Here is a 22,002-nt window from a genome sequence, read left to right as displayed (position 1 = left end):
CAGCAATAACTTTCCAATAAGCACATCGCCATTGGGTTGAACGGCAAGGCTCCAGCTGCTGCTGAAGTACTGGATACTCCCTATAGGGTGCAGAGAGAGCGCCGCGTTAAATTTTCAGTTGAAAAAAACGGCTGCCTAAAACGACAGGAGAACCTATGAGAACGTTACGTCTTCCAATACCCAGGAGGCTCAAGCGCCTTGCGTTGCCCTTGCTCTGCCTTGCGCTCAGCCACATGGCGCAGGCGCAAGACGCCGGCACCAAAGAAACGCTTTACGCCAGGGGTCTGGCGGCAACCTGCGCCAACTGTCACGGTACCAATGGCAAAGTGGTTCAGGGTTCCGCGGTCACCTCACTTGCAGGCCTCGACAAGGGTTACATCGTTGCGCAGATGAATGCCTTCAAGGCCGGCACGCGGCCCGCCACGGTGATGCACCAGATCAGCAAGGGTTTCAACGACGCGCAGATCGAGTCGCTGGCGAGCTACTTTGCCGCTCAAAAGAAGTAAGGAGCAAACACCATGAACACGCCTCTTCACACTGTTTCGCTGGCAGATTTCAAGCGCCGCTCCTTCCTGCAGTCCAGTGCTGCCCTGGGTTTGCTGGGTCTGGCCGGCTGCGCCAGCACCTCGATTCCTTCCAAAGCCAAAGTGGTTGTTATAGGCGGCGGCTACGGCGGCGCTACAGCTGCCAAATACGTGCGCCTGCTCTCGGACAACAAAATCGACGTGGTGCTGATCGAGCCGCAGGACGCCTTTATCTCCTGCCCCATCTCCAACCTCGTGCTCAGCGGCGGCAAGCAGATCGGCGACATTACGACGTCTTATGCAGGCCTGTCGCGCAACCACGGCATCACCGTGGTGAAAGACTACGCCAGCGCCATCGACACCGCGAAGAAAACGGTTACGCTGGCTGGCGGTGCCACCGTTGCTTACGACAAGCTGGTGGTCTCGCCCGGTGTGGAACTGATGTTCGGCAGCATCGAAGGCCTGAAAGACGCCAATGCCTCCGGCCAGGTCCTGCAGGCCTGGAAGGCCGGTGCGGAAACCCTCGCGCTGCGCCGGCAGCTGGAGGACATGCCTAACGGTGGTGTATATGCCATCACCATTCCCGAAGCACCTTACCGCTGCCCACCCGGCCCGTACGAACGCGCCAGCGTCATTGCTGGCTATTTCAAGGCCGCCAAACCGCGCAGCAAGGTGCTCATCCTTGATGCCAATCCGGACGTCACATCCAAAGGGCCGCTCTTCAAGAAAGTATGGGCCGAGCAGTACAAAGGCATCATCGAATACCGCGGCCAGCACAAGGCCACCGCGGTTGACGCCAAAGCCGGGATCATCAAGTTCGATGTGCAGGACGATGTCAAGGCCAACGTGCTGAATGTGCTGCCTTCCATGCGCGCCGGCACGATTGCCGTGCAGGCGGGCCTTAACAACCAGGCCAACAACCGCTGGTGCGGCGTTAACTACCTGACGTTTGAATCCACTGCAGCCAAGGACGTTCATGTGCTGGGCGACTCCATCCAGGTCGCCCCGGCCATGCCCAAGAGCGGCCACATGGCCAACAACCACGGCAAGGTGGCGGCGGCCGCGATCGTGGCCCAGCTCTCGGGCTGGGAGGTCAACCCCGCGCCCATGCTGACCAATACCTGCTACAGCTTTGTCGACAACAAGAACGTGATCCACGTCGCCAGCGTGCATGAATACGTGGTGGCTGAGAAAACCTTCAAAGCGGTCGCCGGATCCGGTGGGGTGAGCACCGGGCCCACCGAACTTGAGGGCGTCTACGCGCTGAATTGGGCCAGCAATATCTGGGCAGATACGCTGGTTTAGCCCCCACGGTGGGATAGGGCCCCCACGGTCGCTCACTTCGTGTAGCTCCCTACCCCCCCCGAGGGGCCGCCCGCCCTACGGCCCGGCAAAGCCGGTTCCGGGGCTCATGCTGGCATTTCGTGTGGTCTGCCTAGCCACTGGTCTAATAGAGGGTGGCCGCCCGCTCCGGGCGGCAGACGTGAGACAGATGCAAGACAACCCGACCCAAGTCCCCCTGTGGCGCCAGCTTCAGGGCGCTGCTTCCCTTTTAATGGCCGTGCGCGACGGCCAGTCCATGACCGCCGCGCTGGAAGATGTGGACGCCGCGTTGCGGCCCGGCGTTCAGGCGCTGGGTTTTCACACCCTGCGCTGGCTGGGCCGCGCCGAGGCCTTGCGCCAGCAACTGGCGCGTCGCCCGCCGCCGCCCGAGGCGGATGCGCTGCTGTGTGTCGCGCTGGCCTTGATCTGGGCTGAGCATGACGCGCCCTACACGGCGCACACGTTGGTCGACCAGGCCGTTGAAGCCGCCAAGCGCGGCGACGCTACACAGCACCAGGCCAGCTTTATCAATGGGTGCCTGCGCCGGTTTCTGCGCGAGCGTGACGAACTGGTGGCGCGTACCGAAAAAAGCCCGCAGGCCGTGTGGAACCATCCCCAGTGGTGGATAGACCGGGTGCGCAAGGACCACCCCGGGGACTGGCAGGCCATTCTGCAGGCCAACAATACCCAGGCACCGCTGATCTTGCGCATTAATGAACGAAAAACGACTCAAGCCCAATACCAGCAATCGCTGGCAGCTATCAATATTGAAGCAACTCCGATTGGCAAGCAGGGGGTGATCCTCGCCCGCGCGCAGGCCGTGAGCTCGTTGCCGGGTTTTGCCGAGGGGCATTTTTCTGTGCAGGACGCTGCGGCGCAGCTGGCTGCGCCTTTGCTCCTGGAAGGTCTAAGTACCGGGGCCGGGGAAACCGGAAGGCTGAAAGTGCTGGATGCATGCGCTGCACCCGGAGGCAAAACCGCCCACTTGCTTGAATTCGCTGATTGCGATGTGACGGCGCTGGATATCGACGCGCGCCGCTGCGAACGCGTGAAGCAGAATCTGCACCGCCTGGGTCTGCAGGCTGACATCCGTGTCGGCGATGCCGGCCAGCCTGATTCCTGGTGGGATGGGCAGGCATTCGACGCGATCTTGCTGGACGCGCCCTGTACGGCTTCGGGCATCGTGCGGCGCCACCCGGATGTACGCTGGCTGCGCCGGCCCACGGACATCGCTCAATTGGCCGACATCCAGGCGCATTTGCTGAAAACGCTCTGGCTTTTGCTCAAGCCCGGCGGGCGCCTGCTGTATTGCACCTGTTCAGTTTTTCGCGCGGAAGGCGACAACCAGATACAAACGTTTCTTACGCACCACACCGACGCCTTATTAAAGCCTTCGCCGGGGCATTTGCTTCCCCAAAGTGGCGCTGGAGCGACGGTCTTCCCGGACAATTTGATGCGTGAACACGACGGTTTCTATTACGCCCTCCTTGAAAAGCGCAGCCGCTGACGGCTGGCGGCGTGTGGTGGGCGTCGTGAGGCGTTTCCTGCCCGGGCTGTGCCTTTGCATCGCGATGGCCGCACCGGGACCGGCGTCGGCCACCGAGATCACGCAGCTGCGCGTGGAGCGCGGTGACGATGGTGTTCACCTGTCTGCGCAGGTCCGGTTTGAGCTTCCGGCGGTGGTGGAAGACGCCCTGCTCAAGGGTATCCCGATGTTCTTTGTGGTCGAAGCCGACATTTACCGCGACCGCTGGTACTGGACGGACCCGCGCGTGGCCAGTGCGGCCCGTACCGTTCGCCTGGCTTACCAGCCACTGACCCGCCGCTGGCGCGTCAACATCGCTTCGGGCCTCATCACCAGTTCGGCGGGCCTGCGCGCCACACTGAACCAGAATTACGAAACCCTTCCCGAGGCTCTTTCTGCCATCCAGCGCGTGGCGCGCTGGAAAATCGCCGACGCAGCAGAGGTCGACCCCGACGCCGCCCACAAGCTTGATTTCAGTTTCAGGCTTGACCTGACACAGCTGCCGCGCCCCTTCCAGATCGGGGTGGCCGGGCAAAAAGACTGGAATATCTCCGCGCAGGTCAGGGAGCGGCTGAAACTGGAGCCCGCCACGCCCGTGGTCTCCAGCGCCGAGGGCGTCAAGTGAACCTGCAGGTCAGCGGCGGCTCCCTCAAGAGCAGCAAGGCTTTTCGCTGGACGGTCGGTGTCGGCGTGGGGGCCATCGCGGCGCTCGGCCTGGTACTGATGTTCCTGCTGACGCAGGCCACCGGCAATCGCGAGCTGTACGAGCGCAACTACGCGCTGCTCTTCGTGCTCAACGTGGCCGTTGCCGGCTTGCTGCTGCTGGTCATCGGATGGATCGTGGCGCGCCTTGCCCTGCGGCTTTACCGCGGCCGCTTCGGCAGCCGGCTGCTCGTCAAGCTGGCCGCCATCTTTGCGCTGGTCGGCTTGATGCCGGGGCTGATGATTTATGTGGTGTCCTACCAGTTTGTGTCGCGGTCCATTGAAAGCTGGTTTGACGTGGAAGTGGAGGGGGCGCTGGCGGCCGGGTTGAACCTGGGCCGGGCCACGCTGGACACGCTGGCCGCCGACCTTGGCAACAAGACACGACAGGCGGCTACCCAGATTGCCGAGACGCCGGACGCCATGGCCGGCCTCGCACTTGAACGCCTGCGCGACCAGCTCCAGGCCAGCGATGTGGTGCTCTGGAGCCCCTCGGGCCAAGTGATGGCCAGCGCAGGGGAGTCGAGATTTCTGCTGAAACCCGAACGCCCCTCAGTACAGCAACTGCGTGCAGCACGCACGCAGCGCGTCGTCACGCAGATTGAAGGCCTCGATGAGGTGGTGTCTGCCGGCAACGGTGAGCTGGCCGCAGGTGGGGCTGCCGGCACCGCGCCGGGGGCCGTTGCGCGTGTCAAAGCGATTGCCGTGGTGAACAACCCCAACGTGAATGTGTTGGGGGATGCCCGGTTTTTGCAGGTAACACAGCTGTTGCCTGAGGGCCTGGTGGCCAATGCTGTCGCTGTCCAGGAGGCCAACCGCGAATACCAGGAGCGCGCGCTGGCACGCGGCGGCCTGCGCAAGATGTATATAGGTACGCTCACGCTCAGCCTATTTCTGGCCGTGTTCGGCGCGGTGCTGCTGGCCGTGGTGCTGGGCAACCAGCTGGCCAAGCCGCTGCTGGTGCTGGCGGAGGGCGTGCGCCAGGTGGCTCAGGGCGACTTGACACCCAAGGCCGCCCTGCAGGGCAAGGACGAGCTGGGCGGGCTCACGCGTTCTTTCGCCGATATGACCCAGCAGCTGGCCGATGCCCGCTCGGCAGTGCAGCAAAGCATGAGCCAGGTTGACGCCGCACGCGCCAACCTGCAGACTATTCTGGACAACCTCACCGCCGGTGTGATCGTGCTGGATGTGCATGGCCGCATCCAGTCCAGCAACCCTGGGGCTACCCGCATCCTGCGTGCGCCGCTGGCGGCGTACCACGGAAAGTCGCTGGGCGAAGTGCCAGGCCTGGGCCTGTTTGCCAAAGATGTGCTGGCCCAGTTCACCGATTACCTCAGCGACGGTGCGCCGCACGGGCTTGAACATTGGCAGCAGTCTTTTGAGCTCAACGCGGCCGTGCCCGGTGCGCCCGACAACGCCATCACGCTGATCGCCCGTGGTGCCAAGATGCCGGGTACCGAAGAATTTTTGCTGGTATTTGACGATGTTTCCGAAATGGTGTCGGCCCAGCGCGCGCAGGCGTGGGGCGAGGTGGCACGCCGCCTGGCCCACGAGATCAAGAACCCGCTCACGCCCATCCAGCTGTCGGCTGAGCGCCTCGAAATGAAACTCACCGGCAAGGTCGGCGAGCCTGAGCAACTGCTGCTGACCAAATCCGTCAAGACCATCGTCGACCAGGTGGACGCGATGAAGCGGCTTGTGAATGAATTCCGCGACTACGCCCGCCTGCCGGCGGCCGAACTCAAGCCTGTTGATCTCAATGCATTGATCAACGACGTGATGCAGCTCTACCTCAGTGACGGTCACAGCGAACTGCGCAGCGGCAGTGCCGCGGTTCCGGTGGTCACCGAGCTGGACCCCAAGGCCCCGAAAATCCAGGGTGACGATCAGCAACTGCGCCAGGTCATCCACAACCTGCTGCAGAACGCCCAGGATGCGCAGGAAGGCAAGGAGGACGGACGGGTCACGCTCAAGACCGAATACTCTGAAACGTCCAGGCGTGTGCGTCTGACGGTGCGCGACAACGGAACGGGCTTCCCCGAACACATCCTCAAACGCGCGTTCGAGCCCTACGTCACGACCAAGGTCAAGGGTACGGGGCTGGGGCTCGCGGTCGTCAAAAAAATCGCAGATGAACACGGAGCCCGCATCGATATTTCGAACCGCGTGGCAGACGGTTTGGTGCAAGGGGCACAAGTGTCGTTATCATTTGCAGTTGTGGCTTAACAACACATTCAGTAACACTTCGATATCCGCACGGCATTCGCAATAACAGGCAGGCAGCAATTCAATCATGGCAAATATTCTGGTGGTCGACGATGAGCTGGGCATACGCGACCTTCTCTCAGAAATTCTTAATGACGAAGGGCATCAGGTCGAGCTCGCCGAGAACGCCGCTCAGGCCCGCGCCGCCCGCGGACGCTCCAGGCCCGACCTGGTGCTGCTGGACATCTGGATGCCCGACACTGACGGCGTGACGCTGCTCAAGGAGTGGTCCTCCAGTGGCCTGCTGACCATGCCCGTCATCATGATGAGCGGCCACGCCACGATCGATACGGCAGTCGAGGCTACCAAGATCGGCGCCATGGCGTTTCTTGAGAAACCCATCACGCTGCAAAAGCTCCTGAAGGCCGTGGAGCAGGGCCTCACCAAGGCGGCTCCCCGCAAACCCGCCGTAATGAACAGCAGCCCTGCGGCACACGCAGCCGACCTCACTGTAGAAGCCGTGATGACCGGCGGGACCTTGCCGACGCCTGTTGATCTGGGCCCGCAGGCCACGCAGAGTTTTCTGCTGGAAAAACCATTGCGCGACGCGCGTGACGAATTTGAAAAAGCCTACTTCGAATTTCATTTGGCCAAGGAAGGCGGTTCCATGACCCGTGTGGCGGAGAAAACCGGCCTTGAGCGTACCCACCTCTACCGAAAGCTCAAGCAACTCGGCGTGGATCTGACCCGCGGCAAACGCGGCGTCTGACCTTGAAGGACCCAAGGGGGCCGGACACCCCTTTTCGGGTGATATATAATCTGAGGCTCAGGCCCGGTAGCTCAGTCGGTAGAGCAGAGGATTGAAAATCCTTGTGTCGGTGGTTCGATTCCGCCCCAGGCCACCAGATGCGCAAGCCCTTGATTCCTAACGGATTCAGGGGCTTTTTCAGTTCTGGGGCGTCGCTATCATCCTGGTGGGACCGCCCATGTCAGATTTCGACGGAATTCAACAGCCTTCGATTGGCCCGTCGCTCATGTCCAGCCCCCGTCGATGACCAAATCTTGCGCAGTCATCATCTCGCTGTCATCAGAAGCCAGGAACATTGCTGCCTTCGCAATATGTTCAGGCATGAGATCCCCGGGCAGACATTGCGCGCGGGCCAGTTCCGCCTTGGACTCGGGTGTGACCCACAGCCGCAGCTGCTTTTCTGTCATGGTCCAACCCGGCACCAGGGTGTTCACCCGAATGCGGAAGGGCCCGAAGTCTCGCGCCAGGCTCCTGGTGAGCCCTTGCACGGCCGCCTTGCAGGTGGTGTAAACCGGCATGCCGCCTTGCTTGAGCATCCAGCTGACCGAGCCGAAGTTGACGATGGAGCCGCCGCCAAGCGCTTTCATGTCTGGCGCGACTTCCTGCGCCGCGAAGAACTGGTGCTTGAGGTTCACCGCGACACCCGCGTCCCAGGATTGCGGTGTCGTGTCCTCGATCAGGTGTCGCTCGTCGTTGGCCGCGTTGTTCAGCAACACCCGGATCGGCCCGATCTGGGAGCGAAGCACTTGGATCGCCTGGCGCATTTCGTCAGTGTCGGTGACGTCGCCGCGCATGAAATGCACGCGCTTGCCGAGCTCCTTCGCCACGCTTGCCTGAAGGGCGAGCGCGTTGTCCACGTCGATGTCGATGAACCCGACCTCCGCATCCTGTGCCGCGAACTGCCGCACCAGGGTGGCACCGATGCCGGTCGACCCACCGGTGATGAGGACAGACCGGTCCTTCAGGCTGGGGTAGCGGGTTTGCATGTTCATGTGAATCGTCTCCTGAATGGCGATGTACAGCGGCGGGGTGCACGCGCGATGCTAGGCCCGAGTCGGGCCCGGCACCAATTCAATTTCCGGCGCGAGCGATAGCAATCTGCGCATCGTGCGCTCATGGATGCACGCCTCCGGGGACGGGGTCAGTCCCCCACCCAACGCTGCTCGGAGGCGCGCAGATGGGCGAGCATGGCAGCCTGTGCGGCTATCGGATCGCGTGCATCCAGAGCGCTGAGAATAGCTTCATGTTCCTTCAGCGCAGCCTTCCAGGTGCGCGGGTTTTCGTATTTCGAAGACAGCTTGGCCGAGATCGGGCTGTGCCGCTCATCGAACAACTCGGCGATGATGCGGGCCATAACCGAATTACCACTCATCTGCGTAAGCGTCGTGTGAAAGCGCCGATCAAGATTCAGCGGGGCACGGTTGCGATCCGTTTCAGCCCGCATTCTCGTGACGATCGTCCTGAGCTGCTTGAGCTGCTCAGGGGTGCCGCGCGCGCAGGCAAGGATCACCACCGCGCTCTCCAGGGCGGAGCGCGTCTGCATCAGTTCCCTTGGGCTTTCGCCGAGTGCGGGTGTGGCCTTCCCGGAAGTGCGTTTGGGCTGCGGGCAGACGTAGACACCCGAGCCGCCACGGATCTCGACACTGCCCTGGACGTCCAGGGCGATCAATGCCTCGCGCAGCGAAGGGCGGGACACGCCCAGGAGCAATGCCAGCTCGCGCTCGGCCGGCAGACGGTCGCCGACCTGGAACGATCCTTTGGCGATCAGTTCCCTGATCTGATCGGCGATCTGCTGATACAGGCGACGGGGTTCGGCAGGCTTGGTAACTCTCATGGCGGGGAAGGTGTAACGAAAGGATCATACCGTCGGGCGGTGCCCCCTGCGTGGTCATGGCCAGTAAGTTGTGGTGGAAAAACCTTGTCTGGTCAGACCAAAATTGATACATTCAAAAAATTGGCATGACCAAATCTATCAACCTTCAACGCTTTGACCTCGCTTCGATCCGGCTCGTGGTGCTTTGCGCCGAGTCCGGTTCATTGTCGGAAGCTGCGCGCCGCTGCCACTTGTCCCTGTCGGGCGCCAGCCACCGGCTGAAGGCTTTCGAGGACGCGGTGGGGGAGCCCGTCTTCCAGCGCCACCGCCGGGGACTGCGCATCACCATTCGTGGGCGCCACGTGGTGTACTGCGGCATGCAGCTTCTGGACTGGGTCGACCGCCTGGCCGGGCCGGCCTTGTTTGATGGAGAGATGCCGGAACGAATTTTGAACGGAATATCAGAGGCTGCGAAAGTACCGCTTCCGCTGCTGGGGGTCTCCCCAGGTTTTCCGAGGTTCGAAAGCTCGCCGCCGAGAGTGGTCAGTCCAAATTAGCAGATATATAGTTACCGGTCTGACCACAGCACAAGGCCAATCATGCTGACGTGATCTGTGAAAAAACGCGGGTTCCGGTTCCTCGCCCACGTGGAAAGTGCGTCCTCGTTTCCGTCGTCTGCGACAGCATTACTCTCTTCGATCCTGAGTTCCACAAGCGCGAAGCCACGTTACGTTACCTGGCAGCCGCAACGCAACGGTCGAGGACTTCCGGACTGTCATGTCGCCCCGCTCCTGGAGCTCGCCGCCGGTGTTGGTGTCGCAGGCAGGCTGCCCCGCCTGCGGCGCCTTGGGTCCTGGGGGGCGACGCAGCCTTCGAAGCGGCGCAAGTCAAGGGAAAGCCCTGATGCGGTCCGTTATGGCCAGACCAAAAATGAATTGGTCAAGTTTTGGCCTGGCCAAATGCTTCGCGCAATCCTGCGCCGTTGTCAGCTCGCCGGCTTCACAGACCGGCACACTCTAAACAGGAGACAAGCATGCAAACGAGACGAGATATTCTGGCTGCGGGTGCGGCCGCGACGCTGGCCGGCCTGGGCGCGCCGGCGTTGGCCCAGACCTACGAGCCGGCCTGCTTCAAGCCGTTCTCCGGCAACACGAAGACGATCCAGTACCCGGCCAAGAAGGGACCTTACCGCATCGCTCTGGCCAATGGTTATGCCGGCAACAGCTGGCGCATCCAGATGATCAAGTCGCTGAAGGCTTATGCGGCAACGCCGGAGATGAAGCCGCACATCAAGGAGCTGAAAGTCGTGTCCACCGGCACGGACGTGGCTGCGCAGCTGGGCGCCATCGACAACTTCATCAACGCGGGCTTCGACGCCATCCTCACGATCGCGGTGTCGCCCACCTCGTTCAAGCCGGTGATCAAGCGTGCCAAGGAGGCTGGCGTCGTGCTGATCCCGTTCGACAACGTGCTCGACACCGACGAGGTGATTCAGGTGAACGAAGACCAGCTGGAAATGGGCCGCCTGATGGGCCGCTGGCTGGAGAAGAACGGCGTGACCAGCGGCAAGGTGCTGGAGATCCGCGGCCTGCCGGGCAACTCGGTGGACCGCGACCGCCACTTGGGCTTCCGCGAGATCATGGACAAGCACAAACAGGTCCAGATCATCGAAGTGGTGGGCAACTGGGACGACGGCACGTCGCAGAAGGTAGCGGCCGACGCGATTGCCGTGCATGGCCGCTTCAACGGCATCTACACGCAGGCCGGATCCAACGGCACCATTCGTGCGCTGATCGAGGCCAAGCACCCGTTCGTGCCCATCGGTGCGGAAGGGGAAAATGGCTTTCGCAAGATGGTCCATCAGTACCATAAGGACGGCCTCAAAGGCGCTTCGGCCGCGCAGTCGCCTGGCCTGGTCTCGGTGGCCCTGAAGGCGGCCATCGCCGCACTGCAAGGCCAAAAGCTGCCGCAGTACATCTCGGTGCCCATCCCCTATGTGGAGTACCAGGACATGGCGCCCGGCAAGAACTTCTACCCGGATTTGCCCGACACCTTTTACGTGGCCAACGAGTTTCCGCCTTGCAACATCAACCTGACGGCGCCGGACATCATGAAGCAGAGCGAGGGAAATACCTGAGATCAGCCTTGGAGTTTTGACGCCGGGCTGTGTGCCGCGCCCGGCTTTTTTCCTGTTTGGAGGCTTTTCTTTCCGTGACCCAGAACCCCTTGCTCGAACTCCAGGGCATCACCAAGCACTACGGCGGCGTATGTGCGCTTGACAGCGCGGACTTTGCTTGTACGGCAGGTGAAATCCACGCTGTGCTGGGCGAGAACGGTGCCGGCAAGTCGACCTTGATCAAGATCATTGCCGGCGTGGTCCAGCCCGACGCGGGCCGCATCCTGCTGGACGGCAAGGAACTGCGGCTGGACTCTCCGAACGCTGCGCGCGAGCGCGGCATCGTTTGTGTGTTCCAGGAACTGTCGCTGGTCCCGGACTTGTCCGTGTGCGACAACATTTTCCTGTCCAGGCCCCCGATGAAGTACGGCCTGATCGACGCCAAGACTCAGCAAGAGCGAGCTACCGAGCTGCTCTCGTTGTTGGGTTGCGGCGACATTCACCCCATGGACCGAGTGCGCGACCTGCCGCTGTCCCGCCGGCAGGTCGTCGAGATTGCCAAAGCGCTAGGCGCGCAGCCGCGCCTGCTCATCCTGGACGAGGCGACCTCCGCCCTCAGCAGCGAAGACGTGGAACGCCTGTACCGCCTTCTCTTCAGTCTGCGGGACCAGGGTGTCGCGGCGCTGTTCATCTCGCACCGCATGCACGAGGTCAAGGCGCTCGCCGGTACCTGTTCGGTCTTTCGCAGTGGTCGCCGCGTCGACACGTTTGCCAACGGTACGCGGTCCGACGCTGAAGTGGTGCAACTCATGATCGGCCGTGACGTCGCCAAGTCGTACCCGCCCAAGACCGGTCCGGCCACGGATGCGCGACCGGCTGTCACGGTCAAGTCCTTGGGCTGGGAGCCCAGCCTCCGGGACATTTCGCTGGAGATTCTGCGAGGCGAGATCGTCGGCCTGGGAGGGCTGGACGGACAGGGGCAGCGCGAATTGCTGCTGGCGCTTTTCGGCGTGCTCAAGGGTGTGCACGGCGAAATCCAGGTTTTTGATCAACCGGTCGCCAATCTGGCACCACACATATGCAAGCAACCCGGGCTGGGGATCGCCCTCATCCCGGAGGATCGCAAGACCGAGGGGTTGGTCTTGCCCATGAGCATCCGTGAGAATGCGAGCCTTGCCCGGCTGGAGGCGCTCACGCGCTACGGCCTGCTCAGCTCGGGGGCCGAGCAGGCGGCGGTGGCGCAGATGGTGGACAAATTGCGCATCAAGATCGGTTCCGTGGAAGACCCGGTACAGACCTTGTCCGGGGGCAACCAGCAGAAGGTGGTGATCGCCAAGTGGCTGATGACCCAGCCGCGCGTGCTCCTGCTGAACGATCCCACACGCGGCATCGATGTGGCCACCAAGCAGGAAATCTATGTCCTGTTGCGCCAGCTTGCTTCCCAGGGCGTGGCCATCCTGCTTTACTCCACCGACTACGAAGAACTGATCGGCCTGGCGGACCGCGTCCTGATCATGTACGAAGGACGCATCGCGCGCACGCTTGTCGCGGAGGAGATCACCGAGCAGGCGATTGTGGCCTCATCCCTCAACGTATCCCTCGCTTCGACCGAACCGGAGGCCGTCACATGAACAGGGAAGAATGGCTGCGAGGGCTGCGCCGCAACAGTGGTCCGCTGGGTGCGCTGGTGGTGTTCATCCTGATGTTTTCGCTGTACCTGCTCGAGCATCCACGTTCGATATCGGTCGGCATCGTCACCACGGCCTCGAACAAGGCGGCGCTGCTGGCCATCGTTGCGATGGCCCAGACCCTGCCTGTCATCACGCGCGGCCTGGACCTCTCCGTGGGGATGGTGATGGTGCTCACCAGTTGCCTGGCCTCCGTCGTGGTGAACGGTGCGCCCTGGCAAGTGGCACTTGGGGTGGTGCTGGTATTGGCCTGCGGGGCGGCGGCCGGTGCCCTGAATGGTGCAATCGTCGTATTCGGACGCCTGCAGCCGATCATCGTCACGCTCGCCACGGGCGCAGTGTTCTTCGGCCTGGCCTTGCTGCTGCGTCCTGCGCCGGGCGGGGAGGTCAGCGAGGGCTTGTCAGACGCGCTGACCGGTCGTCTCTTCGGCACGATTCCCACAACGCTGGTGTTGCTGGCCGTGGTCATCGTGCTGGGCTGGATACCCTTCAGGCGCACGGTCATCGGCCGCGCCTGTTATGCCGTGGGGTCGTCCGAGCAGGCGGCTTATCTTTCGGGCGTTCCGTCGCAGCGAGCCAAATTCATCGCGTACACCGCCGCGGGACTGCTTTCCGGGCTTGCCGGGTTGCTGCTGTCGCTGATCTCCCTGTCGGGCGAGGCCAGCTCGCCGCAGGCGGGCCTGTACACCCTCAATTCCATCGCGGCGGTCGTGATCGGCGGAACCTCGCTCTATGGGGGCGCAGGGGGTATGGTGGGATCGGTGTTGGGTGCCTTCGTGTTGCGCACCATTGGCGATCTGCTGTTCGTATTCAATGCGCCTGCGCTTTGGCAGCCGCTGTTCGAAGGACTCATCCTACTGGCTGCTGTATGCGTCGGCGCTCTGCACGTGCTTCGCCTGCGAAACCGTCTGGACCTGTTCTGATGACCAGCCTCTCCGTTGACGCCCCGCGCCCCGCCGCCAGCAGCAAGCGTGTGTTCCAGCGACTGCTGTTGAATCCGCCGGCCATGGTGGCCCTGTGTTCGCTGGCCCTTCTTCTGGCCGCCAGCGCCGTCAACAGCAACTTCCTGATGCCGGGCTACCTGCTGTTGCAACTGCAGATCGCTGCCTTCCTTGGCATCACAGCCGCCGGGCTCATGGCCGTCATCCTGTTGGGCCACATTGACCTGTCGGTGCCCTGGACCATCACCACCGGGGCGATGATGGCCGCCGCCGCGGGTGCCACCTATGGCGCCGGCTGGGCGATCCCCGCGGGCATCGCCTGCGGCGCGCTGATCGGCCTGGTCAATGGGTTGGGGGTGGCGATCCTGCGCATCCCTTCGATGATTTTCACGCTGGGCGCGAACGCCGTGCTGCAGGGCCTGATGGTCCTTTACTCAGGCGGGCATGCACCGGTGCACGGCGCCACCGAGTTGATGCGTGCACTGGGCGTCGGCAGGACGATGGGCGTGCCCAATGCGGTGTGGACCTGGGTGGCCGTCTCATTGCTGTTCTACCTGGTACTGACGCGCACGGCCATCGGCCGCTACGTTTACATCATCGGCAACACCGAGCGTGCGGCCTACCTGTCCGGCGTGCGTACCGGCAAAGTCATCGTGCTGTGCTTCGTGGCCTGCGGTGCGCTGGCAGCACTCGCTGGCATCCTGCTTGCCGGCTATTCTGCCAATGCCTACCAGGCCATGGGCGATCCGTATGTGCTGCCCGCGATCGCCGCGGTCGTGCTGGGCGGCACCAACATCCTGGGCGGCCGCGGCAGCTATCTGGGCACTGTCGCAGGCGTCGTCTTCATCGTGCTCCTGCAAAGCGTGCTCGCGGTGCTGCAGATGCCCGAAGCCGGCCGCCAGATCATCTATGGCGCGCTGATCCTGTGTATGTTGCTTCTTTACGGCCGCTCGGCCAAGGTGAGGTGACCGTGGCTGAACGCTACGGCATCCGGGGCGATTTCCTGCTGCACGATGCACGTTTTCGAGGACTGGTTCCGCCGAACGGCTTTGTAGAGAAAATTTTCACCGGCGCGCGATGGGCGGAGGGCCCTGTGTATTTCCCGGCCGGCGACTTCCTGCTGTTCAGCGACATCCCCAACAACCGCATCCTGCGGTGGGTGCCCGACGGCGCAGGCGAGGGCCGCGTAGTGGAGTTTCGCAGGCCTTCCAACTTCGCCAATGGCCATACCCGCGATGGCGAAGGCTGTCTTATCAGCTGCGAGCATGGCACGCGCTGCGTCAGCCGCACCGAGCTCGATGGCAGGCGCACCGTGATCGCAAGCGCTTTTGAAGGCAAGCGACTGAACTCGCCGAATGACGCTGTTGTCGCGTCCGATGGCGCCGTGTGGTTCTCCGACCCGACCTACGGGATCCTCTCCGACTACGAGGGTTATGCGGCCGAGCCTGAGTACGGTGGCCGCTACGTGTTTCGTGTCGACGCCGGGAGCGGGCGGGTGGAAGCCGCCGCCACGGACTTCGTGCAGCCCAATGGGTTGGCGTTTTCTCCGGACGGCATGCGGTTGTATGTGGCGGACTCCGGGGCATCGCATGATCCGCAGGGGCCGCGACATATTAGGGTGTTTGAAGCGGCAGCTGGCGGCCGGCTGCGAGGCGGCGAAGTCTTCGCCACCGTGGATGCCGGGATACCGGACGGCTTTCGCGTGGACCTGCGCGGTAATGTGTGGACCAGCGCCGGAGACGGCGTGCATTGCTTCTCGCCGCAGGGCGAACTGCTTGGCCGGATCCTCGTTCCCGAGCCGGTGGCCAATGTAGAGTTCGGCGGGCAGCGAGGTAACCGCCTCTTCATCACGGCCACGACGTCGCTGTACACCTGCTACCTGGCGACGTCTGGTGCCTGGGCACGCAGTCTGGTGTAGCTCAAAACGTCGCGGCGACTCTGAGAATGACGGGCTGCAGCTGGGCCCGCCGCCGTGGCTTGCAGCGGGCCCGGCTGTCAGTGTCAATACTTGCGGTTCGGGAATTCCTTGGCAGCCACTTCGGCCGGGAACACGCCCTCGAGCGACTTGATCCAGCGCGGCAGCGTCTGACCGGCGGCGGCTTTGGCCGCCGCTTCCATCAGCTGGGGACCAAGCAGGGGGTTGCACTCCACGCTGACATTCATCTTGCCGGCGATCATCGCCTCGAAGGCGCCCTTGACCGCATCCACGCCGATTACGAGGATATCCTTGCCCGGCTTCAGGCCCGCTTCCTCGATGGCCTGAATCGCGCCGATGGCCATGTCGTCGTTGTGTGCGTACAGCACGTTGACCTTCTTGCCTTCAGCCTTGAGGAAGGCCTCCATGACTTCCTTGCCCTTGGCGCGGGTGAAGTCGGCGGTCTGTGAGCGGATGATCTTGTAGCGCGGGTTGGCTTTGAGCCCTTCCTCGAAGCCTTTCTTCCGTTCGATCGCGGGATCGGAGCCCACGGTGCCCTGCAGTTCGACGATGTTCACGTCGCCCGTGGCGCTCTTGGTGTGCTCAAGCAACCATTGCGCGGCGCGCCGGCCCTCCTCGACGAAGTCCGAGCCCACAAAGGTGGTCCAGGTGGAGGGATCCTTCACCACCACACTGCGGCTTTCCAGAATGACGGGAATCTTGGCGGACTTGGCCTCCCGCAGCACGGTATCCCAGCCGGTCGTGACGAGCGGCGCGAGGATGATGACGTCCACCTTCTGGGCGATGAAGGACCGGATTGCCTTTATCTGGTTCTCCTGCTTCTGCTGCGCGTCAGAGAACTTCAGTTCATAGCCGGCCGCGCTGGCGGCGGCCTTGACGGAGTCCGTATTGGCTGTGCGCCACTCGCTTTCGGCGCCGGTCTGCGCGAAGCCGATCACCAGCTTCTTGCCTTTCGCCTGGCTCCAGGCCGGTGTCGCCCAGGCGTATGCCAGGCCAGCGGCCGCCATGATGGCGGCAAAGCTGCGTCGTTTCATCGGGTTCATCTTGTGTCTCCTGTCTTCGTATCTGTTCGATCGGGTGCAGCACTCTTGCCTTAATGACCGCCCGGTGCTGTAGCGGGCGGCTGAACTCAGCCGGGATACCAGACCACGCGAGGATCGTCGGGCGCTCGTTGGTACGTCCACGCGGAATCGACCATCCGGGCCATGTCGAACTGGGGGCGCCAGCCCAGCAGGAACTTCGCCTTGGTGTTGTCCAGCCACGTGGAGCGGTAGGGTGTGCGGACTGGCACGAGCGGCAGGCCCCGCGTGCGTGCCAGGTATGTGCCAAGCTCGCCATAGTCGAGCGGCTCGTCCATGCACACGTTCATCAGCTGCTGCCGGGCGCGTGGTGCGTCCAGGGCCAGCAAGATGGCATCCACAAGATCGCACACATGGACGAAGTTGCGCTTCACCGGTTGCCCATCCGGATCAAGCATCACCGGGACGGCGCCGCTGCGTACATGGTCGCGCGCTTCGCTCTGTGTCACCAGGTCCCGCCAGCGCGGGCCTCCGAACACGTCGTCGCCGAAGGACAAAGTGAAGCGGAAATCGTCTTTCTCCATGATCCAGGGTGCACGCAGGCAGCAGCCGTTCAGGTCATATTGGACCTGGTACTGCTGGAGCATTACTTCTTCCAGTACTTTGGATAGGGCATAGCATCCAGGGTAGGCGGTATGCGGCTGGTTTTCTACCACCGGTACGGGGTGCGCGTAGTGGAAATGCCCGACAGCGGCGTCGCCGCCGACCAGCACGAATTGCCGGAAGGTGGTGCTTGTCCGGCAGCCCTCGAGCAACCAGAACATGCCCTTGACGGCGACATCCATCACCTCGTCCGGCGTTTCCTTGCTTGTGGCCAGGTGCAGCACGTGTGTCACGCCTTCGAGCGCGTGCTGCACGTCCGCGCGATCCTGAATGGAACCTCGCACGCACTCCAGGCGTTCGCGGGGCTGCAACACACGGTTGTGGCAGAGCGCCCGCACGCGGAAGCGCTCAAGACTGGCGTCCTCCAGCACTCGCTGGATGAACGTGTGGCCCACCTTGCCGGTGGCACCCGTGACGAGAAGGAGTCCGGAAGAAGTTGATTGCATTCGGGCCCTCAGAATGGCGCGGATGATAGCAAGCTGGCCCCGCTTTGGCGATCATGTTTTGGGTTTGATCCATACACGAATTCGTATGGGTTGCAATCTATATCGATTCCGGAGTTGTTCTCCTGGCTGTGCGTTTCAGAGGAGAAAGACTTTGCTGCAAACGACATGGCCAGGCCGGCAGGAAAGAAAATGGACTTGGCCCCGGGCGCGAGCCTTCACCGATTAGAGAGGGTGGCGGCTCTCTACGACGCCCGCGCCACCCCCGATTCTCTCCGGGACACTGCGTTCGGGCACTTGCACCGAGTGAAAACCGATAGCCTGGAAGGTGCCGGTTATTTCCGATCCACCGTTGCTTTTTGGCGGGCTTCGCGGGTCTGCGATTTTGATTGGTCAGGCCAATATTGACACATATGTAATATTGGTCTTACCCTGATCCGTGATCCTGCCGGAGACGTGTCACCGTTCAATGGCGCTTCGATCAGTGTCAACACTGTGTCAGCCATCACTGACTTACCGTATGACAGGGTTCGTTCCGGAACACCCATCAACCCGACAAGGAGAAGACCATGAAGGAGACAGTAAGCAAAGGCCTGAGGCACTGCGCGGCAGCGGCGGCGCCGCTGGCATGACGTGGCTCGCAGCGGCGTACGGGGGGCGTGGTGCCGTCGATCAGCCGCTGCAGGCTGCGATCGAATCCGCCGAACGCAACGCCCCGCCCGGCAAACGGCCCATCGTCGAGACGCATATTCATTTCTGGCAGATGACGCGGCCCGGCGGTGTGCCATGGCCTACAGCGGCGGAAGGGCCGATCTTTCGCGACGTGCTGCCACCAGAGTACAGCGCGTTTGCCAGGTCCCAAGGAGTGGTGGCGGCCGGGATCGTGGAAGCGAGCGGCATCGTTCAGGACAACCAGTGGGTCCTCGACCTCACCAGGAACGATCCGTTTTACGCGTTCTTCGTCGGGAACCTCGAGATTGGCGCGCCGAACTTTTCCGCTGACCTCGCGCGTTTCGCAGCGGACCCGCGCTTTGTGGGAATCCGCGGCTATCTCACCGGCCCGGCCGAGGGCATCACGCTCAGTGCGGCACAGCTCACCAGCCTGCGCGACCTGGCAGCGCGCGGTATGACGCTCGACATCATCAGCCGGGGGACCAAGAACCCGAGGAGCCAGGTGCAGGCGCTTTGTATCGCGGTGCCCAATCTGCGCATCATCATCGACCATTTGGGCGGCGCAACCGGGCCGGCGGTGGACCCCACCTGGGCGTCCGACGTTCGCCGCCTCGCCAGCGAGTGCCCGAATCTGCACATGAAGTTTTCGTCGTTCTATGACATGTACGCTCCCGGCGACGTGGTTTTTCCGTCTCCCACTGACCTCGCTTCCTACAAGCCGCACTTCGACGTACTGATGTCCGCGTTCGGCAAGGACCGCCTGATCTGGGGCAGCAACTGGCCGGTAATCACCCTGCATGGGACCTTTGAGGCACAGATCGCCATCGCCGAGGCGTATCTGGCCCCGTTCGGTGCCGGCGTGCGCGACAACGTGATGTTCAAGAACGCCCTCGCGTTCTATCGCCGGCACAAGGCGTAGCGGACCAGAGAAGCTGCCGGCTCAGCTCCGGCGGCTTTCCCGCCATGAAGCCGGCGTTGCCCCGAGTTCCCGCTTGAACACTGTATTGAGGTACTGGACGGAACGAAAGCCGCTCGCCCGCGCGATGTCATCGATGCCCATTTGCGTGTTGCTGAGCAATTGAAAGCAACGCTGCAACTTGTGCTGCAGGATTTCGTCATGGACGGAGCGTTTCAACTCGCGGCGAAAGTACATCTCCAGCGATGAGCGAGAAAGCCCCACCGTTTCGGCAACCTGCTCTGTCTTGATGCCCTGGCAGGCGTATTGGCGGATGTAATGGAGAGCGCGCATCACGGTTGCGCTGTGTTCGACATCGCGCGCGGTGGACGCGCGCGAATGCACGCCGGCCGGGGGCACGACCACACGCACATCGTTCACCGGCGAGCCGCCCAGGGCCTGGTGCAACAGGTGCGCCGCGCGATGACCCATTTCATGCGTTCCCTGGCTGACCGAGCTGAGCTGGATTCTCGTCAGGTGCTGGCCCAGTGTGTCGTTATCGATCCCGATGATGGCGACTTCGTCGGGAACGGCGATTGCGCCGACGATGCACGCCTGCAGCACCTGCCGTGCGCGTGCGTCCGTGACGGCGACTATGCCAACGGGTTTGGGCAGGCTTTTCAGCCAGGAGAGCAGTCTTCTTGTCGCGCTGCCCCATGTGGGCGCGCTGGTTGCCAGGCCTCGGTGGATCTCACCAGTCAGCCCATCGCGGGCAAGCCGGGCGGTGAACGCTTTCTCGCGCTCCTGGGCCCAACGGTTGAGCGGCGATTCCGGCAGGCTGTAACAGGCAAAGCGGGAAAGCCCGGACTCCACCAGGTGGGTCAGCGCATGCGTGACCAGTTCGCGGTTGTCCGTCGCAACGTACGGCACATTGACGGGGTAGCACGCGGGATCCTCGTAGGAGCCCCCGACGGCGACGACAGGTACGCGTACCCCTGTGAGAGCGTGCGCCACGGCCGGATCGTCGTAGTCCGCGATGATCCCGTCGCCGTCCCAGTCGTGGATGCCGTCAAGCCGAAAGCGGAAATCCTCTTCAAGGAAGAGATCCCAGGCGACACGCGTGTGGTTCACATAGTCGCCGATGCCCGTGATGATCTCGCGGTCGTACACCTTGCTCGCATGGAAGAGCAATGCCACGCGCAGCACGGTGGGGCCACTTTGACGTATTGACGATTTCATGGTCGGGTCGGTTGACCATGAGGATACCGGCATATCGGACAGATTGCTGCGCTGCAGAAAGCAATTTCGCAAGCCACCCTCGCGAATTTCGCAATCGCGGGCGAAGTCCGACGGTTCTAGGATGGGACCATTGGAAGCTGTTACCCACCACAAACATGAACTTTCTCGAATCCATCGAACCCGTACGCTATGAAGGCCCTCAGGCTACGACGCCCCTGGCCTACCGTCACTATGACGCCAGTGCCGTCGTGCTAGGCAAGCCGATGGCACAGCACCTGCGGCTCGCCGTCTGCTACTGGCACACCTTCGTGTGGCCTGGCAGCGATGTCTTTGGACAAGGCACGTTTGCGCGGCCGTGGCATGCCGGTGGAGACGAGTTGACGATGGCGCGGAAGAAAGCGGACGCAGCCTTTGGCCTGATTTCCCGGCTCGATGTCCCGTTCTACACTTTCCATGATACCGATGTGGCGCCGGAAGGCGCGAACCTGGCCGAGTACCGCAGCAATCTGTCGGCGATGGTGGATGTGCTCGCCCAGAAGCAGAAAGAAACAGGCATTTCGCTGCTGTGGGGGACTGCCAACCTGTTCAGCCATCCCCGCTACGCAGCCGGCGCAGCGAGCAACCCGGACCCCGACGTCTTCGCGTACGCGGCGACGCAGGTTTTCAGCGCACTCAATGCCACGCAGCAGCTTGGCGGCGCCAACTACGTGATGTGGGGCGGGCGCGAAGGCTATGACACCCTGCTCAATACCGATTTGCAGCGCGAGCGCCAGCAGCTGGGCCGGTTCATGCAATTGGTGGTGAACCACAAACACAAGATCGGTTTCAAAGGGCAACTGCTTATCGAGCCCAAGCCGCTGGAGCCGACCAAACACCAATACGACTTCGACAGCGCCACTGTGTATGGCTTCCTGAAGGAGTTCGGCCTGGAAAAGGAGATCAAGCTCAACATCGAGGCCAATCACGCCACGTTGGCGGGCCACAGCTTCCAGCACGAGATTGCAACTGCTGCTGCCCTCGGAATTTTCGGCAGCATCGATGCCAACCGTGGCGACCCGCAGAACGGATGGGACACCGACCAGTTTCCCAACAGCGTGGAGGACCTCACGCTGGCACTCTACGAAGTCTTGCGCGCCGGCGGGATCGGCAGCGGCGGGTTCAATTTCGACGCAAAGGTGCGGCGCCAGAGCATGGACCCGGTTGACATTCTGCACGGGCATGTGGGGGCGATCGATGCGCTGGCGCTGGCGCTCAAGAGCGCCGCGCGTTTGATGGAGTCCCGCGAGCTCGAGCAGTTCCGCCAGCAGCGCTATGCGAACTGGGACGGTGAACTGGGGCGGCGCATCATCACGGGCGACATGAGCCTCAGCCAGCTCGCCGAACATGCCTTCGTCAACGATCTTCGGCCCAAGCCTGTGAGCGGCCGTCAGGAGTGGCTGGAAAACCGGGTCAATGCCGCTATCTTCGCCGGCGCGGCCTGAAGAACCGAA

19 protein-coding genes, 1 tRNA gene and 1 pseudogene are annotated in these 22,002 nt (G+C 62.7%); 16 read left to right on the top strand and 5 right to left on the bottom strand.

From position 1 onward, the window contains the following. Nucleotides 1-155 precede the first annotated feature (155 nt). From AC1DYR_RS21155 to AC1DYR_RS21125, 7 genes are all read left to right on the top strand, one after another. Nucleotides 156-506, top strand: coding sequence for a c-type cytochrome (locus tag AC1DYR_RS21155; RefSeq protein ID WP_477706824.1), 351 nt, complete (start codon nt 156-158; stop codon nt 504-506). A gap of 12 nt (nt 507-518) precedes the next feature. Then, nucleotides 519-1,829 (top strand): FCSD flavin-binding domain-containing protein, encoded by a 1,311-nt coding sequence (locus AC1DYR_RS21150; protein WP_477706823.1) that lies wholly within the window; start codon nt 519-521, stop codon nt 1,827-1,829. 187 nt (nt 1,830-2,016) lie between these two features. Further along, the gene (rsmB, locus tag AC1DYR_RS21145; protein WP_477706830.1) at nt 2,017-3,354 is read left to right on the top strand and encodes a 16S rRNA (cytosine(967)-C(5))-methyltransferase RsmB; all 1,338 of its coding nucleotides are present in this window, start codon (nt 2,017-2,019) and stop codon (nt 3,352-3,354) included. Further along, a complete protein-coding gene (locus AC1DYR_RS21140; protein WP_477706822.1) occupies nt 3,335-3,997 on the top strand; it encodes a DUF4390 domain-containing protein in 663 nt (220 codons plus the stop codon). Before rsmB ends, AC1DYR_RS21140 begins: the two co-directional genes overlap by 20 nt. Further along, nucleotides 3,994-6,300 (top strand): sensor histidine kinase, encoded by a 2,307-nt coding sequence (locus AC1DYR_RS21135; protein ID WP_477706821.1) that lies wholly within the window; start codon nt 3,994-3,996, stop codon nt 6,298-6,300. Before AC1DYR_RS21140 ends, AC1DYR_RS21135 begins: the two co-directional genes overlap by 4 nt. A gap of 67 nt (nt 6,301-6,367) precedes the next feature. Next, complete coding sequence (locus AC1DYR_RS21130) at nt 6,368-7,048, top strand: response regulator (RefSeq protein WP_457282636.1); 681 nt, start codon at nt 6,368-6,370, stop codon at nt 7,046-7,048. A gap of 60 nt (nt 7,049-7,108) precedes the next feature. After that, nucleotides 7,109-7,184: transfer RNA gene (locus AC1DYR_RS21125), tRNA-Phe, on the top strand. A gap of 127 nt (nt 7,185-7,311) precedes the next feature. On the opposite strand, the gene AC1DYR_RS21120 is transcribed toward AC1DYR_RS21125, so the two are convergent. Further along, entirely contained in the window at nt 7,312-8,079 is a 768-nt protein-coding gene (locus AC1DYR_RS21120; protein WP_477706820.1) for an SDR family NAD(P)-dependent oxidoreductase, read from the bottom strand. 149 nt (nt 8,080-8,228) lie between these two features. Next, entirely contained in the window at nt 8,229-8,921 is a 693-nt protein-coding gene (locus tag AC1DYR_RS21115) for a FadR/GntR family transcriptional regulator (RefSeq protein WP_477706819.1), read from the bottom strand. A 125-nt stretch (nt 8,922-9,046) separates the two neighbouring features. On the opposite strand from AC1DYR_RS21115, the gene AC1DYR_RS21110 reads away from it, so the two are divergent. The 7 genes and pseudogenes from AC1DYR_RS21110 to AC1DYR_RS21080 all read left to right on the top strand — a co-directional run bounded on the left by AC1DYR_RS21110 (nt 9,047) and on the right by AC1DYR_RS21080 (nt 15,563). After that, nucleotides 9,047-9,457, top strand: coding sequence for a helix-turn-helix domain-containing protein (locus AC1DYR_RS21110; protein ID WP_477706818.1), 411 nt, complete (start codon nt 9,047-9,049; stop codon nt 9,455-9,457). Between the two features lie 66 nt (nt 9,458-9,523). Then, a pseudogene (locus AC1DYR_RS21105) lies at nt 9,524-9,680 on the top strand (dehydrogenase); the annotation flags it as partial. A 253-nt stretch (nt 9,681-9,933) separates the two neighbouring features. Then, on the top strand, nt 9,934-11,037 hold the full coding sequence (locus tag AC1DYR_RS21100; RefSeq protein WP_477706817.1) for a sugar ABC transporter substrate-binding protein: 1,104 nt from the start codon (nt 9,934-9,936) through the stop codon (nt 11,035-11,037). A gap of 74 nt (nt 11,038-11,111) precedes the next feature. Continuing rightward, nucleotides 11,112-12,647: a sugar ABC transporter ATP-binding protein gene (locus AC1DYR_RS21095; RefSeq protein ID WP_477706816.1), complete on the top strand. Its 1,536-nt coding sequence runs from the start codon at nt 11,112-11,114 to the stop codon at nt 12,645-12,647. Next, complete coding sequence (locus AC1DYR_RS21090; RefSeq protein WP_477706815.1) at nt 12,644-13,627, top strand: ABC transporter permease; 984 nt, start codon at nt 12,644-12,646, stop codon at nt 13,625-13,627. Before AC1DYR_RS21095 ends, AC1DYR_RS21090 begins: the two co-directional genes overlap by 4 nt. Next, a complete protein-coding gene (locus AC1DYR_RS21085) occupies nt 13,627-14,613 on the top strand; it encodes an ABC transporter permease (RefSeq protein WP_477706814.1) in 987 nt (328 codons plus the stop codon). The genes AC1DYR_RS21090 and AC1DYR_RS21085 overlap by 1 nt, the downstream gene beginning before the upstream one ends. 2 nt (nt 14,614-14,615) lie before the next feature. Beyond that, nucleotides 14,616-15,563: an SMP-30/gluconolactonase/LRE family protein gene (locus AC1DYR_RS21080; protein ID WP_477706813.1), complete on the top strand. Its 948-nt coding sequence runs from the start codon at nt 14,616-14,618 to the stop codon at nt 15,561-15,563. An 83-nt stretch (nt 15,564-15,646) separates the two neighbouring features. Here AC1DYR_RS21080 and AC1DYR_RS21075 read toward each other — a convergent pair whose 3' ends face one another. Together AC1DYR_RS21075 and AC1DYR_RS21070 are read right to left on the bottom strand one after the other, a co-directional pair. Further along, nucleotides 15,647-16,624 carry an ABC transporter substrate-binding protein gene (locus AC1DYR_RS21075; protein ID WP_477706812.1) on the bottom strand — a complete coding sequence of 326 codons (978 nt, stop codon included), beginning with the start codon at nt 16,622-16,624 and terminating at the stop codon, nt 15,647-15,649. 86 nt (nt 16,625-16,710) lie between these two features. Beyond that, a complete protein-coding gene (locus AC1DYR_RS21070) occupies nt 16,711-17,709 on the bottom strand; it encodes an NAD-dependent epimerase/dehydratase family protein (RefSeq protein WP_477706811.1) in 999 nt (332 codons plus the stop codon). Nucleotides 17,710-18,226: 517 nt separating this feature from the next. Here AC1DYR_RS21070 and AC1DYR_RS21065 point away from each other — a divergent pair. After that, the gene (locus tag AC1DYR_RS21065; protein ID WP_477706810.1) at nt 18,227-19,297 is read left to right on the top strand and encodes an amidohydrolase family protein; all 1,071 of its coding nucleotides are present in this window, start codon (nt 18,227-18,229) and stop codon (nt 19,295-19,297) included. Between the two features lie 21 nt (nt 19,298-19,318). On the opposite strand, the gene AC1DYR_RS21060 is transcribed toward AC1DYR_RS21065, so the two are convergent. Further along, nucleotides 19,319-20,512 (bottom strand): XylR family transcriptional regulator, encoded by a 1,194-nt coding sequence (locus tag AC1DYR_RS21060; RefSeq protein WP_477706809.1) that lies wholly within the window; start codon nt 20,510-20,512, stop codon nt 19,319-19,321. Nucleotides 20,513-20,667: 155 nt separating this feature from the next. Here AC1DYR_RS21060 and xylA point away from each other — a divergent pair, with 155 nt between their 5' ends. Next, a complete protein-coding gene (gene xylA, locus AC1DYR_RS21055) occupies nt 20,668-21,993 on the top strand; it encodes a xylose isomerase (RefSeq protein WP_477706808.1) in 1,326 nt (441 codons plus the stop codon). Nucleotides 21,994-22,002 lie beyond the last annotated feature (9 nt).

The organism is Polaromonas sp. P1_F9, assembly GCF_056405615.1.
This window is presented reverse-complemented; position numbering and strand designations above follow the sequence as displayed.